This is a genomic window from Solibacillus sp. CAU 1738, from assembly GCF_039888725.1.
Taxonomy (GTDB): Bacteria; Bacillota; Bacilli; order Bacillales_A; family Planococcaceae; genus Metasolibacillus.
In genome coordinates, this window is the sequence record NZ_JBDQQN010000004.1 from 67,577 (window position 1) to 91,525 (window position 23,949).

Genomic DNA, 23,949 nt, shown 5'->3' on the forward strand with positions numbered 1-23,949 from the left:
ACAGGAAAACTGTCCCGCTACTATTGTAGCGAGACAGTTTTTATTATTCTTTATGGAATTTATCGACGATCATCGCCAGTGCACCATCACCTGTTACATTAGTCGCTGTGCCAAAGCTATCTTGTGCCATATACAATGCAATCATAAGAGCGATCATCGTTTCATCAAATCCAAGCATCGTTCCAAGTAAACCGAGTGCAGCCATAACAGCTCCCCCAGGAACACCAGGTGCAGCAATCATTGTCACACCAAGCATTAAAATAAACCCAAGCATTGAGTTGAAGTTAAAATCAACGCCATTCATTAGCATAACCCCGATGGAGCATGTTACTAACGTAATTGTTGAACCTGATAAATGAACTGTCGCAAAAAGTGGAATTGTAAAGTCTGTTACTTTTTTAGTAGCACCTGTTTGTTGTGCTTGACGAAGCGTTACTGGAATCGTCGCTGCGGATGATTGTGTACCGAGTGCTGTGAAATATGCAGGTAACATCACCTTTAATAATTTAATAGGATTTTTACCATTTAGTAAACCAGCAGTTGTATACTGGATAATTAACATAGTCCAGTGCAGTGCAATTATTAGTATAAATACGACTGCAAATACAGATAAGATTTTTGCTACTTGTCCCGCGAACGTCATATTTAAGAAAATCCCGAAAATATGAAATGGTAATAGCGGAATAATAATAGTAGAAATCAATTTTTCCACTATTGTATTTAATTCCTCAAAACCGCGTTTTAAAACATCACCTTTAATGACCGTCATCCCTACGCCTACAATAAAGGCAAATAATAATGCAGCCATAACATCCATAATTGGCACCATTTCTACTTCAAAAAATGCCGTAGCTAAAAAGCTCGTCGGATCGCTTATATCCGCACTAGATTGTTGAGAAATAAACATCGGTAATACATTACTTGCTGCAAAATAAGCTAGTATGCCTGCAATAATTGTTGAGGAGTATGCGAAAAATGTCGCTAGTCCTAAAAGTTTACCCGAGCCTTTTCCTAGCTGCGCTATCCCAGGTGCAATAAAACCTATAATAATAAGCGGCACGACGAAGTTTAAAAACCCTCCGAATAAACCGTTAAATGTTGCAAATATCCGTACAAACCATTCTGGTGCAAAACTACCTACTACAACCGCAAGTACAATCGCAATCAATATACGGGCCAGCAAACCAATTTTTAACTTCATTGAAATGTCCTCCCTAAAAACACATGTGTATGTCTAAGATGTAATACTAGCACTTTAACATAGTGAAACACGAAAAGGAATACGTATTAAATTAGTCGTAATTTTACTAATATTCTGTTGTTTTATTTCTTCTCAAATGAAGGTAAAGTTACATGCTAAAAACCAAAAATACACGTTATTTTGGTTCTAATTCAAGAGTTGGGGTGTAGTGAATACTTTCACTGCACTCTTTCTTGCGAAAGAGGTTGATTTCCGCTCAGGGCAGCACGCTTTTCGCGGGCACGGCTCTAACTAAATTGTTTCGGATGGGACCGAAACAATTTGATTTTCCGCACGTGCTGTTCCCGCAGAAGTCGGCTGCCCTGAGCTCCAATCAACGTAATCTTTCTAACCAAGATGCATTCCTACATTTTTATATACATAATTCAATAATATCTTTGCTTTAAAATGCTCAAACTTTCGAAAACCATAGGCGTTTCTTTTTATGACTTTAGAAATATTACCTTAGCTGCTTCTTTAAACGATTTCGCCTTCACTGAACGAATCCGAACAACCTGATTCCATTCCTTAGAAAAGCGCTGATAGCGGTCTCTAAAAGTTGTGTTCTCGGAAAACCGTTTGCCACATATGCAGGCATAGCGACGGCGCTTATAAAATAAAATTTTAAGCGTTCAACCCTTTTTAAGTGCTTAATTTTTTGCATCCGATAATCATGTACTTTACTTGTTTTTTGACCAGAAGCCGGGCAAGTACGTTTTTTTTGTATAAAAATTTCTCAACAAAAATCAGGGATGGCAATTTATAAAAAAATGTGAGTGTTGATTGGAGTGGAGGTTGGGCGACTCCTGGGGGATTAGCGTCCTAGATGAGACCCTGGACTGAGCTTGCGAGGGAAGCGGCTCATCAGACGCCCCCCGGAAAGCGCTCAACTGCTCCTGTCGCAAGGCTTTCGTCGCAAATATATTTGGAACGGAAATCAACCCCAAGTTAAAGTGATGAACCAGAAAATACGATACGCTCCTTTGCGTTCTTTTATCTGATCAATGATGACATTTTTTAATCCTGGGATATTCATGTTAATATTCATATAGCACAACTCACCTTTCCTTTACTTGTTTCTCGTCAATTCAAGTAAATAAAAAAGAGTGAGCTTGTGCTTTTTTTGTACGAAATTGTGTGTATACCCCAACAAATATTATAGAACCGTTATTTTTAGTTAACTTTCTATTTCACGCACGAAAAAACTCCTAGTGAAATGGTCACTAGGAGTTTTCTTGAGTTTTATTATTCATTTACAGGAACTACAGCCCCGTTCCATTCGGATTGGATATAGTCTTGTACTTCTTTAGAATGTAATACATCCATTAATTTTTTAATGGACTCTTTGTTTTCATCACCTTTACGCACTGCTACTACGTTTACATAAGGAGAATCAGTACTTTCAATGGCAATTGACTCTTTAAGCGGATTAATTTGTGCATCGATGGCGTAATTGGAGTTAATAACTACTGCGTCTCCTTCATCTTGTTCATAATACGCAACTAACATTTCCGCTGGTGAGTCAGCATCAATTACTAATTTTTTTGGGTTTTTAACGATGTCTGAAATCGTAGCGGCTGATTTATCAATACCATCAGCTAATTTTATTAACCCTAAACTTTCAAGTAAAGTTAAAATACGACCTTGGTCTGTAACTGAGTTTGAAATAAGAATGGTAGCTCCTTTAGGAAGGTCTTCAACTGATTTATATTCTTTGGAATAAATACCGATTGGTTCGATATGAACACCACCGGCATTAACAAAATTATAGCCTTTACTTGCAATTTCATCTTCTAAATAGGGAATATGTTGAAAATAGTTTGCATCTAAATCTCCAGAGTCTAAATCTTGGTTAGGCATAACGAAATCTTGGTATCGGCGGATTTCTAAATTTACACCTTGCTCAGCTAAAATTGGTTTTGCTTTTTCTAAAATAAGAGCGTGAACACCGTTTGAAGCTCCTACAACTAACGTATTCTTTCCAGTTGTAGATTCGTTATTTGATGTATCATTTTCGTTTTCTTTTACTGTTTCACCTTTACCACAAGCCGCTAAAGCTAATACGACTACGGATAAAAGTAGAAATAATGATAAAAACTTCTTCATCTGCTCTTTCCCTCACTATACTAAACTTGCTATTTTTAACTAATTATCGTTTATCGACGAGCGCTGTAATCGCATCTCCAATCCACTGAATGATAAAAACAATAATTAAAATAATGATTGTTGCCATTAATGTCACATCATCACGACTACGTTGGAAACCTTCAATAAAGGCCAAGTTCCCTAAACCGCCCGCACCGATGATACCTGCCATCGCTGTATATCCAACAAGCGCTACCGCTGTCACCGTGATTCCCGAAAGAAGTCCTGGCAGAGATTCTGGGATTAATACTTTAAAAATAATCGTAGATGTCTTTGCTCCCATTGAACGGGCTGCCTCAATGACTCCTTTGTCAATTTCTTTTAGAGAGATCAATACCATACGTGCATAAAATGGAGCAGCTCCGATAATTAATGCAGGTAAAGCGGCATTTGTTCCACGAATTGTACCAACTAAAAGCTTCGTAACTGGTATTAATAATATGATCAATACGATGAACGGAATCGAACGGAATATATTGACGATTGAGCTTGTTAAAAAGTTAACAATTTTACTTGCCCATACTTGATTTGGACTCGTTAAAAATAAAACAATCCCGATAGCTAGTCCTAACACAAATGTAACGACAGTAGAAATAGATGTCATATAAATTGTTTGATATGCGGCTTCCACCATCGTTTCCCAGTTAACATTCGGAAATAATTGCTCAAGCATGTTCAATCACCTCCGTTTGAATTTCGTGCTGTGCAAGCATGTTAAGAGCTGCCTCAACATTTTCTTTCTCTCCATCAATTTGTACAATTAGCGTTCCGTATGGGCCACTTGTCGTATGTGAAATCGTACCATGTACAATATTTACTTCTACGTTAAACTGTTTAATAAGCTGCGACATAATTGGTTGCTCCGTTTTTTGACCGATAAATGTTAGTCGAACAATTTTCCCTGTAGGATAATTCGATAAAATTTGCTCAATCGATTCCTTCGTTTCATTAGAATCTGATATTTGCGATACGAATTTTTTCGTAATTTCAGCTTGTGGACTTTGGAACACACTTAAAACAGCCCCTTGCTCCACAACTTTTCCCGCCTCCATTACTGCAACACGGTGGCAAATTTTACGAATAACATGCATTTCGTGTGTAATGAGTACGATCGTTAAACCTAATCTTTTATTTATATCAAGTAATAGCTCTAAAATTGATTCTGTCGTCTCTGGATCGAGCGCAGAAGTTGCTTCGTCACAAAGCAAGACTTCAGGATTATTCGCTAGTGCACGTGCAATACCGACACGTTGTTTTTGACCACCAGATAACTGCGAAGGATACGCCTTCCCCCGACCAGATAATCCAACAAGCTCAATTAACTCATCCACCCGTTTTGCTCGTTCCCCTTTAGGTATACCCGCAATCTCAAGTGGAAATGCAATATTTTCTTCAACAGTACGTGACCAAAGTAAATTAAAATGTTGGAAGATCATACTAATTTTTTGACGTGCGGCACGTAATTTGCTACCTGAAATTACTGCTATATCTTCTCCATTCACGATGACAGATCCCGTCGTTGGCTTTTCTAAACCATTTAGCAAACGAATCATTGTACTTTTTCCGGCACCACTATAACCAATAATGCCAAAAATCTCCCCTTTATTTATCGATAAGTTTACATCATTGACAGCCGTGAACTCACCGTTTTTCGTTTTATAAACTTTCGTAATATTATTTAGTTGAATCATTTCATTGCTCCTTTTATCCATCAAAAAAACCTCTCCACTTTGAATTAGTAGAAAGGCTTTCGCAAAGATTGTATACGCAAGACCGTTCTCTCATCTTTCAAAGTATAACTTTGTGTGACTTGGCACCTTTTCACATATGTGATGGTTGCCGGGCTTCATAGGGCACTTCCCTCCACCGCTCTTTATAAGAGTAACGCTATTTATTTTGATTAATTATGAATGTTACTTTATCACGATAGAAAATACTCGTCAATTATTTTTTTAATATAGCATATAAATTAGTTACAGATTGAAATGCGTAAACCTTTTCTGTCACTTTTCCATCTTTTGTTATAAGTAGGCAAGGAACACTTTCAATTTCCAAATCAAAAGCTAAGTTATTTGTATAGTTTATATTTGCCATGCCTATAGGAACGTTAGGTAGCAACTCTACTACAACGTCCATCATTTTTGAAGCGACAGCGCATGTACCACACATCGGCGTATATAAATAAAAGGCTGTTATATCAGCACTGCTCGCATATGTTTGCCACTGTTTTATCGACCATTCTTCCATTATTCCCATCCTACTTCGTTTTTATTTTCAATTCATTTAATAGCACAGCTAAAACTTCTTTAGGCGTATTTGCAACTTCTAAATATTGTTTAGGAATTTCAAGCTGCACTGCATCTGAATACACACTTTTCATAAGTTTTCGTAGTTTATCTCCCGATTTATCGGCATCAAATAACGTATAAAAATCAAGATACTCATAGGGTTCTAAAAGTTCAAGCAATGCGTCTTCACTTATCGTACCGTTCGTACATAAAATAACCGCTTCTTGTGCTAGCACTTGCTCAAGCTTTAGCTTATCAGAACGGCCTTCTACAATTATGCAAATCATATAATCCCCCTTTTAAAAGCAGATTTATATCATTAATTTAACATCACAATATTATTTGTTAATGAAATTTGGCCGGTAGATTATTTTTTCGAAAGCGTAGAAATAAGTATATCAGCTTCCTCCAAACCATCCTACAAATTAGTACATCACCGTAACTTGGGGCTGATTTCCGCTCCTGTTGTGCGCTTTCTGAGGGGCGTCTGATAATAGAACCCCAATTAAAAACACCAAAACCTGCTATAGGTTTTGGTGTTCATGTATTATTCTTCGATTAGTTCAGCGTATTGTTCAGAAGTTAATAGTTCATCTACTTCTGAAGGGTTTGAAAGTTCTACTACAACCATCCAAGCTTGCTCGTATGGAGATTCATTAATGAACTCTGGGTTATCAGATAACTCTTCGTTTACTTCAACAACTGTACCTGATACCGGTGCGTAAAGTTCAGAAACCGTCTTTACAGATTCTACGTTACCGAATGTTTCGTTCAGTTGTAGCTCGTCGCCTACTTCTGGTAGTTCAACGAAAACGATGTCCCCTAATTCGTTTTGTGCAAAATGTGTAATACCAATACGTGCTTTTCCATCTTCAACTTTTACCCACTCGTGATCTTTTGAGTAACGTAATTCTTTTGGTGTGCTCATGAAAACCCCTCCATATATGTAGTTCATTCAAATTCAGTTTGCCATATTTCTACAGCAAAAACAAGATACTATTCATTTTATTTCCATGATTCCAAGAAGTCAGACTCCTTAAAACCAAGCGTTATTTTTTTACCATCCGTCACTATTGGACGCTTAATTAACATGCCGTCTGATGCTAAAAGCGCTAACTGCTCATCTTCGGTCATATTAGGGAGTTTATCTTTTAAACCAAGTTCTTTATACTTCATGCCTGATGTATTAAAAAAACTCTTTAATGGCAAGCCGCTTATGTCGTAAAACTGGCGTAACTGTTCCTTTGTCGGTGTTTGTTCTACGATATGAGTTAATTCATAAGCAATGCCGTTTTCATCTAGCCATTTTTGTGCTTTTTTACAAGTCGAACATTTTGGATATTGGATTAATTGAATCGTCATACTTGTACTCCTTTAGTTCATCTTTGTTTCTATTGTACTGGATAGTATGCTAGAAAGGCAAAAAAAACCGGGTGTATATTTTACACCCAGCTTTGTTTATTACACGATATACTTTTCTGCCTCAATTAATTTCGCAGCAGCTAAACGTTTTTTAGGAATTAAGTTGTACGGGTTGTTGCGCGTTAATTTGCGTAATGCAGATAACGTCATTCGCGCTGCATCGCCCTCTACTGAAGCTAAAATTGTGTCTTTAGCTTCTTTTTCGATTTCTGCAAATGCTTCTTGACAGAAAATTTCTGTGTAAAGAATTTTTTGAGCTGCTTTTTCTACACCGTCACGCTCGATTGCTTTTTGCGTACGAATGACTGCTGATTCCATTGCGTATAATTGGTTGGCAATGTTTGCGATATTTACTAGCACTTCTTGTTCAGACTCTAATTTTGCACCGAATGCCTGTGCTGCTGCACCTGCTGCTAACACACCAATTTTCTTCGCATTTTTTACTAGGTATAATTCTTGTGCTAACGGCTCATCGCCAATTTCCTCTGGAATTAACATAAGAAGCTCTGATTGTAGGTTTTGCGCTACCTGAAGTAATGGTAGCTCACCTTTCAATGCTTTTTTCATAAATGTGCCAGGAATGATCATACGGTTAATTTCGTTTGTACCTTCAAAAATACGATTAATACGAGAATCACGGTAAATACGCTCTACTTCATATTCAGCCATAAATCCGTAGCCACCATGCAACTGTACCGCTTCGTCTGCTACATAATCTAATGTTTCCGAACCGAAGATTTTTGCAATTGAGCACTCGATTGCATATTCTGCAATTGCAGCCGCAATCGCTTTACCGTCTTTTTGTTCTTCGTCAGAAAGTTGGCTTAAAGTATCCTCAAAATAGCCTACAGTACGGTAGTTTAGTGATTCGGATGCGTATATATGTGATGCCATTGTCGCTAATTTTTCTTTTGTTAAGTTGAAGCTTGAAATTGGTGTTTTGAATTGTTGACGTTGATTTGTATATTGAACAGCAAGCTCAAATGCACGTTTAGAGCCACCTACAGTTCCAACACCTAGTTTATAACGACCAATGTTTAAAATGTTGAAGGCGATAATATGACCGCGACCAATTTCACCGAGAAGATTTTCTACAGGTACCTCAGCATCTTCTAAAATCAACGTACGAGTTGAAGACGATTTAATTCCCATTTTCTTTTCTTCTGGACCAACAGAAACACCTGGGAATGCTCTTTCTACGATAAATGCTGTGAATTTTTCGCCATCAATTTTTGTGTACACAACAAATACATCAGCAAAGCCAGCGTTTGTAATCCATTGTTTTTCGCCGTTTAATACGTAGTGTGTACCTGCTTCGTTTAATTTTGCCGTCGTTTTTGCACCTAATGCGTCAGAACCTGAACCTGGCTCAGTTAATGCATAAGCTGCAATTAACTCACCTGACGCTAGTTTCGGTAAGTATTGTTTCTTTTGTGACTCGTTACCGAATAATACGATCGGTAAAGAACCGATCCCTACGTGTGCGCCGTGTGTAATTGAGAAGCCACCTGCTACTGACATTTTTTCAGCAATTAGCGCAGAAGAAATTTTATCTAAACCAAGCCCATCGTATTCTTCTGGTACATCCGCTGCAAGTAAACCAAGTTCACCTGCTGTTTTTAATAAACGTACTGAATGTTCAAACTCATGATGCTCTAAGTTTTCAACAACTGGTAATACTTCGTTTGTTACGTACTCTTCAGTTGTTTTTGCAATCATTTTTTGCTCATCTGTGAAATCCTCTGGTGTAATTACACGCGAAATTTCCACGTCTTCTATTAAAAAGCTACCACCTTTAATAATGTTTGTTGTTTGTTCCATAAAAAATTCCCCCTTAATATGAAGTAAATTGTATTGTCCATTCAATGTGAATCATTATTCATAAAATATAGAGAGAAAAGCTGGACTACTCATCCGGAGGCATTTAGGACATGTAATCCGCGCTGTTCTAGCAAGCTAATACAATTATTTTAAAAATTTATTACAGAATTTCAAACACACCTGCAGCACCCATTCCGCCGCCAATGCACATTGTGACTACGCCGTACTTTTTACCACGACGTTTTAATTCATGAATTAACTTCAATGTTAAAATAGTTCCTGTTGCACCAAGTGGATGTCCGAGTGCAATCGCTCCACCATTCACATTTACCTTTTCTTCGTCGATGCCTAAGTGGCGCACTACTTGTAGTGATTGCGAGGCAAATGCTTCGTTTATCTCCCATAAATCAATCTGATCTTGTGATAAACCTGCAATTGCCAATGCTTTCGGTACAGCAACAATTGGGCCTATACCCATAACATCTGGTGCAACCCCGCCAACTGCAAAGCCTAAAAACTTCGCTAGTGGCTGTATACCCTGTGCTTCTGCTTCTTCACGATCCATCACTAAAACGGCAGCAGCACCATCTGATGTTTGAGAAGAGTTCCCTGCAGTAACAGAGCCCTTGACATTGAATGCTGGGCGCAATTTGGCTAAGCCTTCTTGAGATGTATCTGGACGAACCCCTTCATCTGTATCGAAAATAAATTTCTTTTGTTGCAATTTATTATTAGCATCGACATAATGCTGAACGATTTCAACGGGTACGATTTCATCTTTAAATTTGCCTTCTTTAATCGCTTTTTCAGCTAATTCATGTGAACGAACGGCAAATTTATCTTGGTCTTCACGGCTTACATTATATCGGTTTGCTACTTCCTCCGCTGTATGGCCCATGCTCATATAATATTGCGGTGCTTCTTCTGCAAGTTTTGGGTTGAGACGAACTGTATTACCAGTCATCGGAATCATACTCATCGATTCTACACCACCTGCAAGTATTACTTTTGAATGCCCAAGCATAATGCGTTCAGCTGCATAGGCAATCGTTTGTAAACCTGATGAACAGAAACGATTGACAGTTAGTGCTGGCGTTGTATCTGGCAGTCCTGCAAGCGCGCCAATATTACGCGCAACGTTCATTCCTTGCTCTGCTTCTGGCATTGCACAACCCATAATTAAATCATCAATTGGTCCTTCGTAGCCTGCTCGTTTTAATGTTTCTTTGACAACGGCTGCTCCAAAATCATCTGGACGAACAGTTGCAAGAGACCCCTTTTTCGCTTTTCCAATCGGCGTTCGCGCACCTGCTACAATTACGGCTTCACGCATAATGATGTATCCCCCTTATAAGCTAGCCAAACTAGCAATCAAGTAATAGTGAAATTATTAGTTACGTAACGGCTTTCCTTTCACAAGCATATGCTGCATACGCATTTGTGATTTCGGATCAGCGACTAATTGTAAAAACGCTTCTTTTTCTAAGTTTAATAAATATTCTTCTGTTACTTCTGTTCCGTATGGTACTAAGCCACCTGCGATAACATACGCTAGCTTTTTCGCTATTTTTAAATCATGCTCGCTAATATAACCTGATTGGAACATCCCTTGCGCACCTAGTAATAATGTAGCGTAACCTGGAGCTCCTACTACTTTTACCTTTTGCTTCAGTGGTGGTGTATAGCCAGCCTCATAAAGTGCTAATGCCGCTTGCTTTGCATCGTACAAAAGATGATCTGGGTTAACTGAAATGCCGTCTGCGAAATTTAAGAAGTTATTTTCACGTGCCTCTTCACCTGAAGTGGAAACTTTGGCAAGGGCAACCGTTTCAAATACTTTATTAGCAATATGTTGATAGTCAATTTCAACACCATTCGGTAAGCCTTTTATGAACTTTTCATAAAGACCGACATTACCACCACCGCCTGGAATTAAACCGACACCTACTTCAACTAAACCGATATACGTTTCTGCCGATGCTTGAATATGTGCTGCAGGTAAACATACTTCAGCACCTCCACCTAGAGTCATTTGGAATGGTGCCGCGACAACTGGCCTTGCGCTGTACTTAATACGACGCATCGCATTTTGGAATGAGCGAATGACGAAATCTAATTCGAAAATATTATCGTCCTGTGCTTCCATTAAAATCATGCCTAAATTTGCACCTACGCAGAAGTTTTTGCCTTGGTTCCCGATGACAAGTCCTTTATAATTTGCTTCAACTTCATCAATCGCAAAGTTAATCATTTGAATAATATCTAAACCAATTGCATTTGATTGTGAGTGGAATTCTAATAGTGCAATGCCATCTCCTAAATCTATTAAACTAGCACCAGTATTTGATTTAATAACACCATGCTTTTTCTTATAACGTTTTAAATCAATTACTTTTTCGTTTACCGGCACTTTTTCATAGTCTGTTCCATTATAAAATGCTAAATCGCCGTCAATTTCTTTGTAGAAAGCGTCAAAGCCTTTGTCGAGTAAACCTTTAACAAATACCGGAATGTCGCGTCCCTCTGCTTCCATTTTCGCTACGGAATCTTTTACGCCGATTGCATCCCATATTTCAAATGGTCCTTGTGACCAACCGAATCCCCATTTCAATGCGTTATCAATCGCTACGATATCGTCTGCAATCTCCCCATGCAACTGCGCTGAGTACAGAAGTGTTGGTGCGAAAATATTCCACAATAGCTCCCCAGTACGGTCTTTTGCGTACACAAGTGCTTTCACTTTATTTGCTAAGCCACGTGTTTGCTTTGCCATTTCAATAGAAGGTGTCTTTAACTTTTTGACTGGCTCATATTCAAATGTATCTAAGTTCAGTTCCAAAATGTCCTTGCCCTGTTTCAAGAAGAAACCTTGGCCTGACTTAGCACCTAACCAACCGTTGGCGATCATTTTTTTCAGCACTGGAGATTCCGCAAATACTTGCTGTTCTGCTCCCATCGTTTGGTCATACACGTTTTTTGCTACATGGGCAAATGTGTCTAGCCCTACAACATCGAGTGTTCGGAAAGTGGCTGATTTAGGACGGCCAATTAATGGACCCGTAACAGAATCGACTTCCCCTACAGAATATCCACGCTTCTCCATTTCCTGCATCGTAACAATTAAGCCATAAGTGCCGATACGGTTGGCGATAAAGTTTGGTGTATCCTTTGCAATAACTACCCCTTTACCTAGCACATCTTCACCGAAGTGTTTCATAAATCCAACGACTTCTGGTGTAGTCGTCTCGGCTGGTATAACTTCAAGTAGCTTTAAATAACGTGGTGGATTGAAGAAATGCGTTCCTAAGAAATGCTTTTGGAAATCTTCTGAACGCCCTTCAGCCATTGTATTAATACTAATACCTGACGTATTAGATGTAATAATTGTCCCCGGCTTACGCACTGCATCAATCTTTTCGTATAAGCTTTTTTTAATGTCTAAGTTTTCAACAACTACTTCGATAATCCAGTCCACATCTTTTAGTTTTTCTAAATCATCATCAAAGTTCCCAGGTGTTAGTAAAGCAAGGTTTTTCTTTGATGAAAGTGGTGCGGGCTTTTGCTTTAACAGCTTTTGCAGTGCGCCTTGTGCGAAGCGATTCTTCACCGCTATATGTTCAAGCGTTAACCCTTTTGCTTGTTCCTCCGCCGTTAACTCTTTCGGTGCAATATCTAATAGTAATGTTGGAATTCCGATGTTTGCTAAATGTGCTGCAATACCTGAACCCATAACCCCTGAGCCTAAAACGGCTGCTTTTTTAATGTTGTAAGCCACGAGCAATTCCCCCTTGTGAAATCTTTTGAATGAACGGTCATTCATTTTGAGACTAAAAAAAAACTTCAATCAGTATTTCTGCTCTTAGTGTAGTTTATTTTGTCAATTTTAGCAATCTTTTTTTCAGTATTTTCTAAAAATTAATTCAGTTAAACTAGAATGCTATTGTTATTGAATCATTACAAACGAAGTCAAAATTCTTCCACTACTTGCCGAAAATGTGTACACTTGTTTATAAGGAGCGTGATATACAATGGAACAAATTACTACATTAGAACAATTTAACGACATTACATCATCTGACAAGGCTGTTATTATTAAATTCTTCGCTGGTTGGTGCCCTGACTGCACACGTATGGATATGTTTATTGATCCAATTATCGAAGAATACAGCCAATACACTTGGCACTCAATTAACCGTGATGACTTCCCTGAGCTTGCTGAAAAATATCAAGTAATGGGCATCCCATCATTATTAATCTTCAAAAATGGCGAAAAGTTGGCTCACTTACATAGTGCCAACGCAAAATCACCAGCACAAGTAACTGAATTTTTAGATGCACAAGTGTAAATTTTATTAAGCAGTACTCATTAGAAATTAGTAAATCTAGCTATAATTTGAGACACAATTCCATAAGGATGAGTGTCTCTTTTTTATTGCTATATTAGCTTAAACTTTACAACAATAAAGATTTAGGTTCTAATTCAAATGTTGGGGTGTAGTGAATACTTTCACTGCACTCTTTCTTGCGAAAGAGGTTGATTTCCACTCAGGGCAGCACGCTTTTCGCGGGCACGGCTCCAACTAAATTGTTTCGGATGGGACCGAAAAAATTTGATTTTCCGCCCGTGCTGTTCCCGCAGAAGTCGGCTGCCCTGAGCTCCAATCAACGTAATCTTTCTAACCAAGATACATTCCTACATTTTTATATACATAATTCAATAATATCTTTGCTTTGAAATGTTCATACTTCCGTGAACGAATACGAACAACCTAATTCCATTCCTTAGAAAAGCGCTGATAGCGGTCTATAAAAATTGTGTTCTCGGAAAACCGTTTGCCACATATGCAGGCATAACGACGGCGCTTATAAAATAAAATCGTAAGCGTTTAAACCATTTTAAGTGCTTAATTTTTTGCATCCGATAATCATGTACTTTACTAGTTTTTTGACCACAAGCCGGGCAAGTACGTTCTTTTTTGTATAAAAATTTCATCAACAAAAATCAGGGATGGAAATTTATAAAAAAATGTGAGTGTTGATTGGAGTGGAGGTTGGGCGACTCCTGGGGGATTAGCGTCCTAGATGAGACCCTGGACTGAGCTTGCGAGGGAAGCGGCTCATCAGACGCCCCCCGGAAAGCGCTCAACTGGAACGGAAATCAACCCCAAGTTAAAGTGATGAACCAGAAAATACGATACGCTCCTTTGCGTTCTTCTATCTGATCAATGATGACATTTTTTAATCCTGGGACATTCATATTAATATTCATATAGCACAACTCACCTTTTTATCTCTTGTTTCTAGTCAATTCAAGTATATAAAAAAGAGTGAGCTTGTGCTTTTTTTGTCCGAAACTGTGTGAACACCCCAACAAATATTATAGAAACAAGATTTCAATCAGTGATATTAAGAGAGAAACAAATAGTAAATGGATATACTGAATGCCACAAGTACTTAGTTAATAATATCCAATTCAATAAATAAACACCAAGAGAACATACATTCGTGTTATAATTTTATTAATGTTACTAAATGAGGAGAATTCATATGGAATTAAAGAATATTAACATTGAAGAACGAATGCAATTTTTTAACGTTACAGGTATTAGCATCATATTGCTTGGAAACGGTCAAATCATCGGAACTCAAAATTACGGCTTATTAGAAGTGAAAAGCAATAGAAAAGTAGATAAAAATTCTATTTTTAGTGCGTGTTCAATTAGCAAGTTTTTAACAGGAATGCTTGCAATTAAGTTAGTAGAAGATGGACTGCTTGATTTAGATGACGATGTAAATGAAAGTCTTATATCGCGGAAAGTACCAGAAAATGTATTTACTAAAAATAAAAAAGTTACATTGAGAAACTTACTAAGTCATCAATCTGGTATAAAGGATCCTGAAGATAGTTTTTCTGTACTGAATCCAAAAACAGGAATTCCTTCGATGGTTGAATTATTAAAGGGAGAAACAGCTTATTGTAAAATCCCTATTGAAGTGCAGTGTGATCCTGAGAGTGAATTCCACTATTCGGATGCAGGTTTTTGTATTATTCAACAACTGATAGAAGATGTTACTGCAAAACCGTTTCATCAAGTTATGAAAGAGCAAATATTTGATCGCCTAGAAATGATAAATAGCTATTTTTATCCTACAATGTCGGAAGTGGATAAAGAGAATTTTGCGTGTGGGCATAACAAAAACGGGGAATTAGTAGCTGATAAATTTCCTATATATCCTTATCCAGCAGCCTCAGGACTATGGACAACTTCTTTAGATTTAGCTGAATTAGTACTTGAGTTCATGAATGCTGTAAAAGGGGCAAGCAAGGTTGGCATTTCGGAAAATTTAGCAAAAGAAATGATAAACCCACAAAGAGGTAAAAATTGGACTGGACTAGGTATGTTTCTTGAATGCGCTGAAAAAGAACTAGAAATTTCATCACTTGGTTGGGGAGTAGGTTTCCAATGTATGATGGTCGCGTTTCCTTATTTACAAGAAGGTGCCGTTATTATGACGAATTCAGAATTAGGTGTTCATCAAATGCAAGGAATTATAGGCGAAATATATAAATCTCTTTTGTCTGAAAAGCGTTATGTTTAGCCTTTGCAAATCCAACTTGGAATTGTGACGTTTATCCAAGAAATCTTATACCGTAATAACCGTGTTGTTTTATATAATTCCGCAAATAAATCCCCGCTTTTAGTACTATGCCTGTATCATTGTGCATATATATATGAATAAAATGGGGATAGTATTTGTTTTTTTTCACACCGTTTGCTGGATGAAGAAATTGCTTGAGGAGGTGGCAATTTGGGTGTAATGTTAAATGTCATAGGTATGTCGCAATATAGTGAAAACGTTCGTTTAGAGTACCAAAACTCTGCATGTGGTCCAACTACAGCTCATGTAATTTTAAATCATGTTTGTGCAAATCATGCCATCGCCAAAAAAGATGTCAATGAACTTTATAAACTTTTAGGTGGCACAAAAATTGGTTTGTTCAAATGGCGCATGATTAAAAATTTGAGAGCTTCTTTAGGCGATGATTTTTGTATTGAAAGCTGCACCATTTCAGAGGCTATTGAACAACTGCGTCATGGGTATCCCGTCGCAATGAAGTTCGATCAATATTTTACGTTTCAGTGGTTTCCGAAAATAAAACCACTTTTTAAATACCATTGGGTTCCGCTCATTGGTTATGAAATTAAAGACGACCAATTATATTTAATTATTCATGATAATGGTGGGCGCAATCGAGAAAGTCAAATTCGTTCTTTCCGCTATGATGATAACCGTAAAGTAATAAGCTTCGTGAAAATTGAACCTAAAAAGTAATGCAACAGCATCGTTCAAAGCTGTTGCATTTTTTATTATTTTTGGCACTTTAAAAAATGTTCTTGCTTGTGAAATTATTTTGTATATAATAAATTCTTGTGCCTAGCACGAATAATTTTTAAAGGCGGAGTGATAAATGAAAAGAACCCTTACAGCAGTTTTACTATCTGCAATGTTCCTCGGTGCATGCTCATCGGGAGAATTAGAACAGAAAGTAGCAGCAACGGAAGTAGACACAAAAGCGTCAGCCGAAACTACTGTGGCAGTTAAACCAAAATTAATTCAAGGCGAAGATTACGATGAAATGGCTGGAGCAGATGCGTATGCAAATGCTGGCGACAACTCACAATCTCGCTACTACAAAGCACCTGATTTTTACAATTTAAAATCAGATGATCAACTTACTATTATCGAAAACTTTGAAACATTCATCCAAACGACGGAATGGTCATGTGGTCCTGCGACAGCTTTAATGGTCGCTAATCATTTCGGTTTTAATGAAATGACAGAAATGGATATCGCAGTGCAAATGAAAGCGATGACGGATTTAGATGTAGAAGGGGCATTACCTGGCTCTGCAAACAACTTCCATGAATACGGTTCAGATGTTAGCCAGCTACACGACTTTTTCGCAAGCTTAGACGGCTTTGAAATTGTAGAAACTAGCTATCGTGAGAACTATACTGATGCCGATTTAATCCAACCAGACAGCGGTGCAACAGAAAATAATGTCGGAAATTTACCTGCAACATTCACTTGGAACAGCTTATATTCATCTGAAAATACAGATGATACAGAAGCTTGGGTTGAAGATGCAAAAGATAGTTATTTCGTAAAATGGCTGACAAACCATTTAAAAAACGATCGACCAATAATGGTTGAATGGACGGACTGGGACGGTCATTGGCAAGCAATTATTGGCTACGACAATAACGGCACACCTAGTATTGGTGATGATGTATTAATCTTTGCTGACCCGTATGATACATCAGATCATTGGCAAGATGGTTATTACTTCTATCCATTAGAGCGCTGGTTCGCACAATGGAACGACCGTAATATCGCACCGAAACCATTCCAACTACAACCATTCCTTGTTGTGGATTACAATAAATAATAATAAGCTCCCGGCTCTGCATAAAGAGACGGGAGCATTTTTATTTACATATCAATTACTTCTTTTATTACCTTAGCTAGTACCTCAGTAGTTCTATATGTTTCTTCTAGCGTATTTTCAACTCCACCAATTTCTAATAGGGATGAATTATCTAGCACATCTTGATTATACGTATTTCGAGGTTTTCCTTCTTTTTCAACTACCCCTCTCGATAATCCAGGATATAATTCTTCTAATTTTTCATGAAGAAGCATTGCAAAGTCCCTGTTTTTCTTATAGTTATCACTTATTGTTGATACAACAAATACAATTCTCGCATAATCTTGTCCATTAATGTTAATTGTCGTAGCCTTTCTATTTTGAGAATCTCTGTGAATATCAAAAACCATCTTAATGCTCTTGTTAGCATCCAACCCATTTTGTAATTGTTCTCTTGATACAATATACGAATCGGCAAATGATAAATTTCGTTCCTTTAAAACTTCAGCGATATTCGTACCATCGTGGATTGAATTTATATTATTATCCTTCAGTGCTCTACTTAACTCCTTACCAATTAGTGTTACATTTTTAGTCTCACTAATTACTTGATAATTCGGGGCTTTTCCATTGATCTCAGGAATAAATGACTCCATATTATGTGAGTGATAAATAAACACTAATGGATCATTTTTCTCAATAGTGGCGGACATAGATTCCTCTCCAAATCCATTTATTACCGCTGTCATTACATCTTTTCCACTAAATAAGAATAACCAAGAAAAAGTAAACGCAAAAAGCAAAATGCCACTTGATATTGCAAATACCTTTTTTACTTTCGATTTTCTATTCATACTTCTTGCATGTTGTCTTAGTTTATTTTCAGTTGATACAATAAAATCCTTACTTGGATTTTGAGGATAAATTTCCTTAATCAAATTAAATAAATCTTTTTCATTTTGCATTGATCAAAACCTCCTCTGTATCAATATTTAGTTTTCTTTTGAGGTCTTTCAGGGCTCTGTGGTAATCTACTTTCACTTTTGCTTCACTACATTGTAGAATTTCAGAAGTCTCTTTAACGGAAAATTCGTTAATGCCACGAAGTATGACAACTGATCTATAACTAGGTTTTAATTTGGCTATTGCATCGTGTACAAATTGTTTCATTTCAGTTATTTCGAATGCTTCGTTAGGCTTTTTATCGTTTGACGCTAACTGTTTAAAAAATCCATCCTTAAAAACAGAGGCGAATCTCTTTTTCCTATAATGGTCAATAGCTACATGTTTTGCTATCGAAAATATCCACGTTTTCAATTTATGTCCACTATTATAATTAGAAAGATTTTTTAATACACGAATGAATACTTCTTGGGTCAAATCCTCCGCATCGTTCTGATTTCCTGTGAAGCAAACAAGAAATCTATAAACGTCTAAATAATGGTCATTGTAGATTACAACGATACTTGACTCCAAGTTTTGCAAGTCAATCAAACTTTTCCCCCCTCGTTATATATTCACTTATTATTCGTTTGAGGTTTAAAAAAGGTTACAATTTTTTTCATCAAAAAAAGCAGAGCATATTTTTCTATACTCTGCTTTATAAATATATAGAAGTATTTTGTTAGAATGTTTGAGAAAAGCTTGAATTTCAATTAGTAAATTGTTTAGCAAATACTGTTTTACGTAAACTACTTGCTATTATAATCCCTAACACTGCGCCCGTCACACTCGACATTAAGAAGGCAGGCATGAAGAAGAGAGCTGCTACAGATGTTCCCATTAATAACTTTGCATAAGGTACTGCCACTAACGAAGCAATAATACCTGTACCGACTATTTCCCCCGCACTCGCTAGCCACATTTTATTGCTATACTTGTACGCAAGCGCCGCAAAAAGAGCACCAATTACACTGCCCGGAATAGCTAATAAAGAGCCTGTACCTGTAAGGATTCGAATAATAGCTGTTACAAAAGCAATCGCTACAGTAGGCACAGGTCCAAGCAAAATAGCACTCACTACATTAATGGCATGTTGAATAGGATAGGCCCTTGCTATACCTGTTGGAATTGCTACAAACGTGGAACCCGCTACAGCTATAGCTACTAATAGTGCCATAATCGTTAACTTACGAATTGACAAACAAATCACTCCTTTTCATAATATCGAAAAAAAAGCCGCTTCCCCTCAGCAAAGAAGGTAGCGGCCTTGAATTGTATATTATAAAAAAGCAATACAACAACAAGTGTCGCCACTTCCCTACGCTAGTGTGAACTAGATCAGGTTCAAAGGGTCCGTATACTATATACGTCTCAGCCTTCCAAAGACTCCCCTAGTGGTGTTGAAGCGATTTAATTTTCATTCCTATTATTTCATAGTACCAAATATAGTCAATCGTTTTTTTTATATTTTGGATTTTCAACTACATTACGAGCTGTTACCTAAAAATATAACGAGCGCGCATGTTTTGCAATCAATCGGAATCCATTGTCTTCTAATTTAGCAAATGTATTTTGTTCATAAGATGACAGCTGCAATGAAGCCAAGTCCGCGTCAATTGGTGCTGCGCAATTTATTGTTGCGAGCTGATGCGATAGTTTGAGCATGTCTACATTATCGTTAATTTTTGTACGCTGCGCAGGTTTTAAAGTATCAATTGCAGCTAGAACACCGTCAATAGAGCTATGCGCTTGAATGAGCTGGAGCGCTGTTTTCGGACCAATCCCTTTTACGCCTGGATAGCCGTCACTCGAATCGCCCATAAATGCCTTCACTTCTGCAAATTGCTTTGGAGAAATACCGTATTCCTCTACAAAGCGGCTTTCTGTGTAGACATCGTATTCTGTATAGCCTTTTTTGGTAAAAGCAATGGTCGTTGAAGGATTCAGCAGCTGTAGTAAATCTTTATCGCCACTAATGACCGTAATATTTGCGTCATCCTTCCATTTTTCAATCATCGAGCCAATTAAATCATCCGCTTCTAAACCTTTAATTCCAAAGTTTTGCCAGCCTATCATTTCCGATACTTCTTTCGCCATATCGAATTGAGGAAGCATCTCTTCTGGTGGTGCAGGACGATTCGCTTTATAGCCATCAAATAAATCATTGCGGAATGTGTGCATGCCCATATCCCAGCAAATGGCCATATGTGTTGGTTTCATCATGTTTTGTGCCGTTAATACATGCCTCGCAAAGCCTTGTACCCCGTTTGTCGGCGTGCCGTCTTCCATACGAATAAATTGGTTCATCGCAGCAGACGCGAAAAATGAGCGGAATAGTAATGCCATTCCGTCTACTACGAGTAAATGTGGTTTTGTCATAAATGTACCTCCGTTTTATACTACTATTATAGCAAAACCTCATTATAATCGATTGAGTAATATATTTCCTAAGAAATAAGCGCAATGTTTACGTGAACGAATGTAGAGTGTAACAAATGTAGGCTAACGGAAAGCACACTCAAACCGAGTCTATCCGCACGCAAGCAGTCGGAAAGCGCACTCAACCCAAATCTATCCGCACGCAAGCGACCAATAACCGCACAGCTTTCTAGTAACCACACATAAAATTCTAGAATCCTCACATAAAAATTAAAATCAAGGCATCAAGTATTCGGCAATTGCTTCTACATCCTTATTGAAAATGCGATCCTCTGTTATAGCAGGAGCAATTTCTCTAATCTGTTGCCACTGTTTATACAATTTCGGTGCCATTTTTTCAACACCGCGATATTCAACACCTTGTGACGCGCAGAAGGCTTCAATCGCGAGGACACGACGCGTATTCGCAATAATATTATACGCATGCCGCGCACCCGTCGTCCCCATGCTGACGTGATCCTCCTGATTGGCAGAGGAAGGAATCGAATCTACTGAGGCAGGGTGGGCAAGCGTTTTATTTTCTGAAACAAGACTAGCTGCCGCGTATTGTAAAATCATAGCTCCTGATTCTAGTCCGGGATCTGCACATAAAAATGGTGGTAGTCCTTCACTTAAAGCTGGATTCACTAAACGCTCAATTCGGCGCTCTGAAACATTTGCTAATTCTGCAACACCAATCTTTAAGAAATCCATCGCAAAAGCAATCGGTTGTCCGTGGAAGTTGCCACCTGAAATAACTAAATCATCTTCATCAAATAATAGTGGATTATCTGTTGCCGCATTCATTTCAATTTCTAGCTTCTCTTTCACATAGTTTAATACTTGCCAGCTTGCTCCGTGAATTTGTGGAATGCAGCGCAGCGAGTATGGATCTTGCACTCGTATGTCGCCTTGTGATGTTATTAATGAACTACCTTCAAACCAATCACGCATGCGCCCAGCGACTTCGCTTTGCTCCTGAAAACCTCGTGCCTCATGAACAGCAGGATGGAACGCATCTTTTATTCCGCGTAAGCTTTCTAGCGTCATTGCACTAATCCACTCACTGGCATATGCAAGCTTTTCTGCTTCGATATAATTGACAACTCCTTGTGCCGTCATTGCTTGCGTCCCATTAATTAGTGCAAGCCCTTCTTTTGCCCGTAGTTTGACTGGCTCCATACTATATTCCTTCCAAACATCCGCAGCAGCAATCAATTGCCCGTCACGTAACACTTCTCCTTCGCCAATTAACGTCAACACTAAATGCGAAAGTGGTGCCAAATCCCCTGATGCCCCGAGCGAGCCTTGTTGCGGAATGGCTGGATGGATTTTTTCATTAATCATAAACACTAAACAATCAAGCACTTCTAATCGAATACCCGAAAAACCTTTTAATAACGCATTTAATCTTAAGACTACCATGGCACGAGCAACGACTTCTGGGAACAATTCACCAAAACCACATGCATGTGATCGAATCAAATTTACTTGTAATTTATTCACTTCCGATTCAGCAATTTTCACATCACTAAATTTTCCGAAGCCAGTGTTAATGCCATATACTGTTTTATCTTCACTTACGATTTTTTCTACGCGAGCCCGACTTTTTCTTACGCGCTCTTTTGCCGTATCATCAATTGCGACCTTTTCATTTTTAAATAAAATGTCTTTCATTTGTTCTAGTGTTAACTCGCTGCCATTTAATAGAATCATGTTGTAATCTCTCCTTTAGCCAACAACTTTGGCGCCTTTTTTCCATACTTGTTCGACATGATTTACACCGAATACGTAGTGCATTTTTTGATAGTTCGAAACATCCCAAATAACAAAGTCTGCTTGCTTACCAACTTCAAGTGACCCGATTTTTTCTTCCATACCGATTGCACATGCCGCATTATATGTAGCGGCACAAAGTGTTTCAGCTGGCGTCATGTTCATTGTGATGCAAGCTAAATTCATTGCGAGTAGCATCGATGTTGTAGGTGCTGTTCCTGGATTACAGTCAGTTGAAATGGCTACTGGTACACCTGCAGTAATCATTTCGCGCGCTCTCGCTGGTTGCTCTCGTAAATACAATGCTGTCACGGGGAGCAAGCATGCAATAACTCCATTTTTCGCTAACATTTCAAAACCTTCATTTGACGTTTTTAGTAAATGATCCGCTGTAATCGCACCAACCTTCGCTGCAATTTCTGCACCTTGACATGCGACAATTTCATCCGCATGAATTTTTGGAATGAGACCGTATTCCTTGCCTGCCATGAGTACGCGCTCTGCCTGCTCTGGCGTAAACACATCCTTTTCTAAAAAAACATCGCAAAAAACAGCTAGCTTTTCTTTTGTTACAGTAGGGAGCATCTCCTCAATAACATAATCAATATAAGCATCCGCCTCACCAGCAAATTCCTCTGGTACTGCATGAGCACCCATAAAGGTTGGAATGATTTCAATTGGATGCTTATTATTTAAACGTTGCATAATGCGCAACTGTTTTAATTCTGTTTCGACGTTAAGACCATAACCACTTTTACTTTCAAGTGTCGTTACCCCATGCTTTAAAAAGGAATCTAAGCGATATGCCGTTTCGTTGTATATTTGTTCCTCCGACATTTCCCGCGTTTTACGCATAGTTGCATGAATACCGCCTCCAGCATTCATTATTTCCATATACGATTTACCTTCGATTCGCATTTCAAATTCAAACTCGCGGCTACCCCCAAATACAATATGCGTATGTGGATCAATCAACCCTGGCGTTATAATTTTACCTGTCGCATCAACGATTTGTGCTTCATGTGCACGTGGCATACATGTTTTAATAAGTTCTTGCATTGTGCCAACTTGTTGAATGACACCATCTTCAATCCACATACTGCCGCCTTCAATAATGGCTAGTTCTGACATCTGCTCCTTTACTCGCGGCCCTTTTCGATCACTCGCTAAAGTAATCAATTGTGCAGCATTTTGAATCCATATCGGTTTTGTTGTTTGAAGCTGTTTTCTATGCATTACTTGCACTTGCTCTAAAAAAACTTTCATCTTTAGACACCCCTTCAAAAATTCCGATCTCTTTAATTACATTATTAGCTATAAAATAGTATTTTTCTAGTCGTTTTTTCAATAAATTCCTTTATCTAGGTAGTGTGTAGAAGTGTTTTGTTATATCGAAATAATTTAATGTATCAATATAATTAAATATTTACATAAACAAAAAAGCCCAAAAAGTTCTCTTACGAACT

At 38.0% G+C, this 23,949-nt stretch carries 21 protein-coding genes, 2 pseudogenes and 2 riboswitches; of the genes and pseudogenes, 4 read left to right on the plus strand and 19 right to left on the minus strand.

Annotation, left to right across the window (positions count from 1 at the left end; genetic code table 11):
- Positions 1–43 precede the first annotated feature (43 nt).
- From AAFN87_RS13105 to AAFN87_RS13160, 12 genes and pseudogenes are all read right to left on the minus strand, one after another.
- Positions 44–1,201 carry a dicarboxylate/amino acid:cation symporter gene (locus AAFN87_RS13105; RefSeq protein WP_347791533.1) on the minus strand — a complete coding sequence of 386 codons (1,158 nt, stop codon included), beginning with the start codon at positions 1,199–1,201 and terminating at the stop codon, positions 44–46.
- A 503-nt stretch (positions 1,202–1,704) separates the two neighbouring features.
- Positions 1,705–1,964 (minus strand): annotated as a pseudogene (locus tag AAFN87_RS13110) (transposase family protein); the annotation flags it as partial.
- A gap of 521 nt (positions 1,965–2,485) precedes the next feature.
- Entirely contained in the window at positions 2,486–3,346 is an 861-nt protein-coding gene (locus AAFN87_RS13115) for a MetQ/NlpA family ABC transporter substrate-binding protein (RefSeq protein WP_347791534.1), read from the minus strand.
- A gap of 43 nt (positions 3,347–3,389) precedes the next feature.
- Positions 3,390–4,058 (minus strand): methionine ABC transporter permease, encoded by a 669-nt coding sequence (locus AAFN87_RS13120; protein WP_347791535.1) that lies wholly within the window; start codon positions 4,056–4,058, stop codon positions 3,390–3,392.
- Complete coding sequence (locus tag AAFN87_RS13125) at positions 4,051–5,076, minus strand: methionine ABC transporter ATP-binding protein (RefSeq protein WP_347791536.1); 1,026 nt, start codon at positions 5,074–5,076, stop codon at positions 4,051–4,053. Before AAFN87_RS13125 ends, AAFN87_RS13120 begins: the two co-directional genes overlap by 8 nt.
- A gap of 87 nt (positions 5,077–5,163) precedes the next feature.
- Positions 5,164–5,267, minus strand: a riboswitch (SAM riboswitch).
- Positions 5,268–5,329: 62 nt separating this feature from the next.
- A complete protein-coding gene (locus AAFN87_RS13130) occupies positions 5,330–5,632 on the minus strand; it encodes a thioredoxin family protein (RefSeq protein WP_347791537.1) in 303 nt (100 codons plus the stop codon).
- 10 nt (positions 5,633–5,642) lie between these two features.
- A complete protein-coding gene (locus AAFN87_RS13135) occupies positions 5,643–5,960 on the minus strand; it encodes a toprim domain-containing protein (RefSeq protein WP_347791538.1) in 318 nt (105 codons plus the stop codon).
- A 260-nt stretch (positions 5,961–6,220) separates the two neighbouring features.
- Positions 6,221–6,601 (minus strand): glycine cleavage system protein GcvH, encoded by a 381-nt coding sequence (gcvH, locus tag AAFN87_RS13140; RefSeq protein WP_347791539.1) that lies wholly within the window; start codon positions 6,599–6,601, stop codon positions 6,221–6,223.
- Positions 6,602–6,678: 77 nt separating this feature from the next.
- The gene (locus AAFN87_RS13145; RefSeq protein ID WP_347791540.1) at positions 6,679–7,035 is read right to left on the minus strand and encodes an arsenate reductase family protein; all 357 of its coding nucleotides are present in this window, start codon (positions 7,033–7,035) and stop codon (positions 6,679–6,681) included.
- Between the two features lie 99 nt (positions 7,036–7,134).
- Entirely contained in the window at positions 7,135–8,916 is a 1,782-nt protein-coding gene (locus AAFN87_RS13150; RefSeq protein WP_347791541.1) for an acyl-CoA dehydrogenase family protein, read from the minus strand.
- A gap of 160 nt (positions 8,917–9,076) precedes the next feature.
- Positions 9,077–10,249, minus strand: a complete 1,173-nt coding sequence (locus AAFN87_RS13155; RefSeq protein WP_347791542.1) for an acetyl-CoA C-acetyltransferase — start codon at positions 10,247–10,249, stop codon at positions 9,077–9,079.
- 57 nt (positions 10,250–10,306) lie between these two features.
- Positions 10,307–12,691, minus strand: coding sequence for a 3-hydroxyacyl-CoA dehydrogenase/enoyl-CoA hydratase family protein (locus tag AAFN87_RS13160; protein WP_347791543.1), 2,385 nt, complete (start codon positions 12,689–12,691; stop codon positions 10,307–10,309).
- Between the two features lie 253 nt (positions 12,692–12,944).
- Here AAFN87_RS13160 and AAFN87_RS13165 point away from each other — a divergent pair, with 253 nt between their 5' ends.
- Complete coding sequence (locus tag AAFN87_RS13165) at positions 12,945–13,262, plus strand: thioredoxin family protein (RefSeq protein WP_347791544.1); 318 nt, start codon at positions 12,945–12,947, stop codon at positions 13,260–13,262.
- A gap of 426 nt (positions 13,263–13,688) precedes the next feature.
- Here AAFN87_RS13165 and AAFN87_RS13170 read toward each other — a convergent pair.
- Positions 13,689–13,894: pseudogene (locus AAFN87_RS13170) on the minus strand (transposase family protein); the annotation flags it as partial.
- Between the two features lie 569 nt (positions 13,895–14,463).
- Between AAFN87_RS13170 and AAFN87_RS13175 the strand changes: the two are divergent.
- The 3 genes from AAFN87_RS13175 (at position 14,464) to AAFN87_RS13185 (ending at position 17,368) form a co-directional block, all read left to right on the plus strand.
- Positions 14,464–15,516, plus strand: coding sequence for a serine hydrolase domain-containing protein (locus AAFN87_RS13175; protein WP_347791545.1), 1,053 nt, complete (start codon positions 14,464–14,466; stop codon positions 15,514–15,516).
- Positions 15,517–15,735: 219 nt separating this feature from the next.
- Positions 15,736–16,251 carry a C39 family peptidase gene (locus AAFN87_RS13180; RefSeq protein WP_347791765.1) on the plus strand — a complete coding sequence of 172 codons (516 nt, stop codon included), beginning with the start codon at positions 15,736–15,738 and terminating at the stop codon, positions 16,249–16,251.
- Between the two features lie 136 nt (positions 16,252–16,387).
- A complete protein-coding gene (locus AAFN87_RS13185) occupies positions 16,388–17,368 on the plus strand; it encodes a papain-like cysteine protease family protein (RefSeq protein ID WP_347791546.1) in 981 nt (326 codons plus the stop codon).
- Between the two features lie 44 nt (positions 17,369–17,412).
- Here the strand turns inward: AAFN87_RS13185 and spoIIP are convergent, their stop codons facing one another.
- The 6 genes from spoIIP to hutI all read right to left on the minus strand — a co-directional run bounded on the left by spoIIP (position 17,413) and on the right by hutI (position 23,749).
- Positions 17,413–18,312 carry a stage II sporulation protein P gene (gene spoIIP / locus AAFN87_RS13190; protein ID WP_347791547.1) on the minus strand — a complete coding sequence of 300 codons (900 nt, stop codon included), beginning with the start codon at positions 18,310–18,312 and terminating at the stop codon, positions 17,413–17,415.
- A complete protein-coding gene (locus tag AAFN87_RS13195; RefSeq protein ID WP_347791548.1) occupies positions 18,302–18,841 on the minus strand; it encodes an RNA polymerase sigma factor in 540 nt (179 codons plus the stop codon). Before AAFN87_RS13195 ends, spoIIP begins: the two co-directional genes overlap by 11 nt.
- A gap of 157 nt (positions 18,842–18,998) precedes the next feature.
- Positions 18,999–19,490: an energy coupling factor transporter S component ThiW gene (thiW, locus tag AAFN87_RS13200; protein WP_347791549.1), complete on the minus strand. Its 492-nt coding sequence runs from the start codon at positions 19,488–19,490 to the stop codon at positions 18,999–19,001.
- Between the two features lie 97 nt (positions 19,491–19,587).
- Positions 19,588–19,692: riboswitch (TPP riboswitch) on the minus strand.
- 97 nt (positions 19,693–19,789) lie between these two features.
- Entirely contained in the window at positions 19,790–20,668 is an 879-nt protein-coding gene (locus AAFN87_RS13205; protein WP_347791550.1) for a 5'-3' exonuclease, read from the minus strand.
- 276 nt (positions 20,669–20,944) lie between these two features.
- Positions 20,945–22,423, minus strand: a complete 1,479-nt coding sequence (gene hutH / locus AAFN87_RS13210; protein WP_347791551.1) for a histidine ammonia-lyase — start codon at positions 22,421–22,423, stop codon at positions 20,945–20,947.
- A 15-nt stretch (positions 22,424–22,438) separates the two neighbouring features.
- Positions 22,439–23,749, minus strand: coding sequence for an imidazolonepropionase (gene hutI, locus AAFN87_RS13215; RefSeq protein WP_347791552.1), 1,311 nt, complete (start codon positions 23,747–23,749; stop codon positions 22,439–22,441).
- Positions 23,750–23,949 lie beyond the last annotated feature (200 nt).

Bases quoted from the DNA above. Each gene is read 5' to 3' on its own strand.
- AAFN87_RS13105 (WP_347791533.1), bottom strand. From the start codon at position 1,201: ATGAAGTTAAAAATTGGTTTGCTGGCCCGTATATTGATTGCGATTGTA.
- AAFN87_RS13115 (WP_347791534.1), bottom strand. From the start codon at position 3,346: ATGAAGAAGTTTTTATCATTATTTCTACTTTTATCCGTAGTCGTATTA.
- AAFN87_RS13120 (WP_347791535.1), bottom strand. From the start codon at position 4,058: ATGCTTGAGCAATTATTTCCGAATGTTAACTGGGAAACGATGGTGGAA.
- AAFN87_RS13125 (WP_347791536.1), bottom strand. From the start codon at position 5,076: ATGATTCAACTAAATAATATTACGAAAGTTTATAAAACGAAAAACGGT.
- AAFN87_RS13130 (WP_347791537.1), bottom strand. From the start codon at position 5,632: ATGGAAGAATGGTCGATAAAACAGTGGCAAACATATGCGAGCAGTGCT.
- AAFN87_RS13135 (WP_347791538.1), bottom strand. From the start codon at position 5,960: ATGATTTGCATAATTGTAGAAGGCCGTTCTGATAAGCTAAAGCTTGAG.
- gcvH (WP_347791539.1), bottom strand. From the start codon at position 6,601: ATGAGCACACCAAAAGAATTACGTTACTCAAAAGATCACGAGTGGGTA.
- AAFN87_RS13145 (WP_347791540.1), bottom strand. From the start codon at position 7,035: ATGACGATTCAATTAATCCAATATCCAAAATGTTCGACTTGTAAAAAA.
- AAFN87_RS13150 (WP_347791541.1), bottom strand. From the start codon at position 8,916: ATGGAACAAACAACAAACATTATTAAAGGTGGTAGCTTTTTAATAGAA.
- AAFN87_RS13155 (WP_347791542.1), bottom strand. From the start codon at position 10,249: ATGCGTGAAGCCGTAATTGTAGCAGGTGCGCGAACGCCGATTGGAAAA.
- AAFN87_RS13165 (WP_347791544.1), top strand. From the start codon at position 12,945: ATGGAACAAATTACTACATTAGAACAATTTAACGACATTACATCATCT.
- AAFN87_RS13175 (WP_347791545.1), top strand. From the start codon at position 14,464: ATGGAATTAAAGAATATTAACATTGAAGAACGAATGCAATTTTTTAAC.
- AAFN87_RS13180 (WP_347791765.1), top strand. From the start codon at position 15,736: ATGTTAAATGTCATAGGTATGTCGCAATATAGTGAAAACGTTCGTTTA.
- AAFN87_RS13185 (WP_347791546.1), top strand. From the start codon at position 16,388: ATGAAAAGAACCCTTACAGCAGTTTTACTATCTGCAATGTTCCTCGGT.
- spoIIP (WP_347791547.1), bottom strand. From the start codon at position 18,312: ATGCAAAATGAAAAAGATTTATTTAATTTGATTAAGGAAATTTATCCT.
- AAFN87_RS13205 (WP_347791550.1), bottom strand. From the start codon at position 20,668: ATGACAAAACCACATTTACTCGTAGTAGACGGAATGGCATTACTATTC.
- hutH (WP_347791551.1), bottom strand. From the start codon at position 22,423: ATGATTCTATTAAATGGCAGCGAGTTAACACTAGAACAAATGAAAGAC.
- hutI (WP_347791552.1), bottom strand. From the start codon at position 23,749: ATGAAAGTTTTTTTAGAGCAAGTGCAAGTAATGCATAGAAAACAGCTT.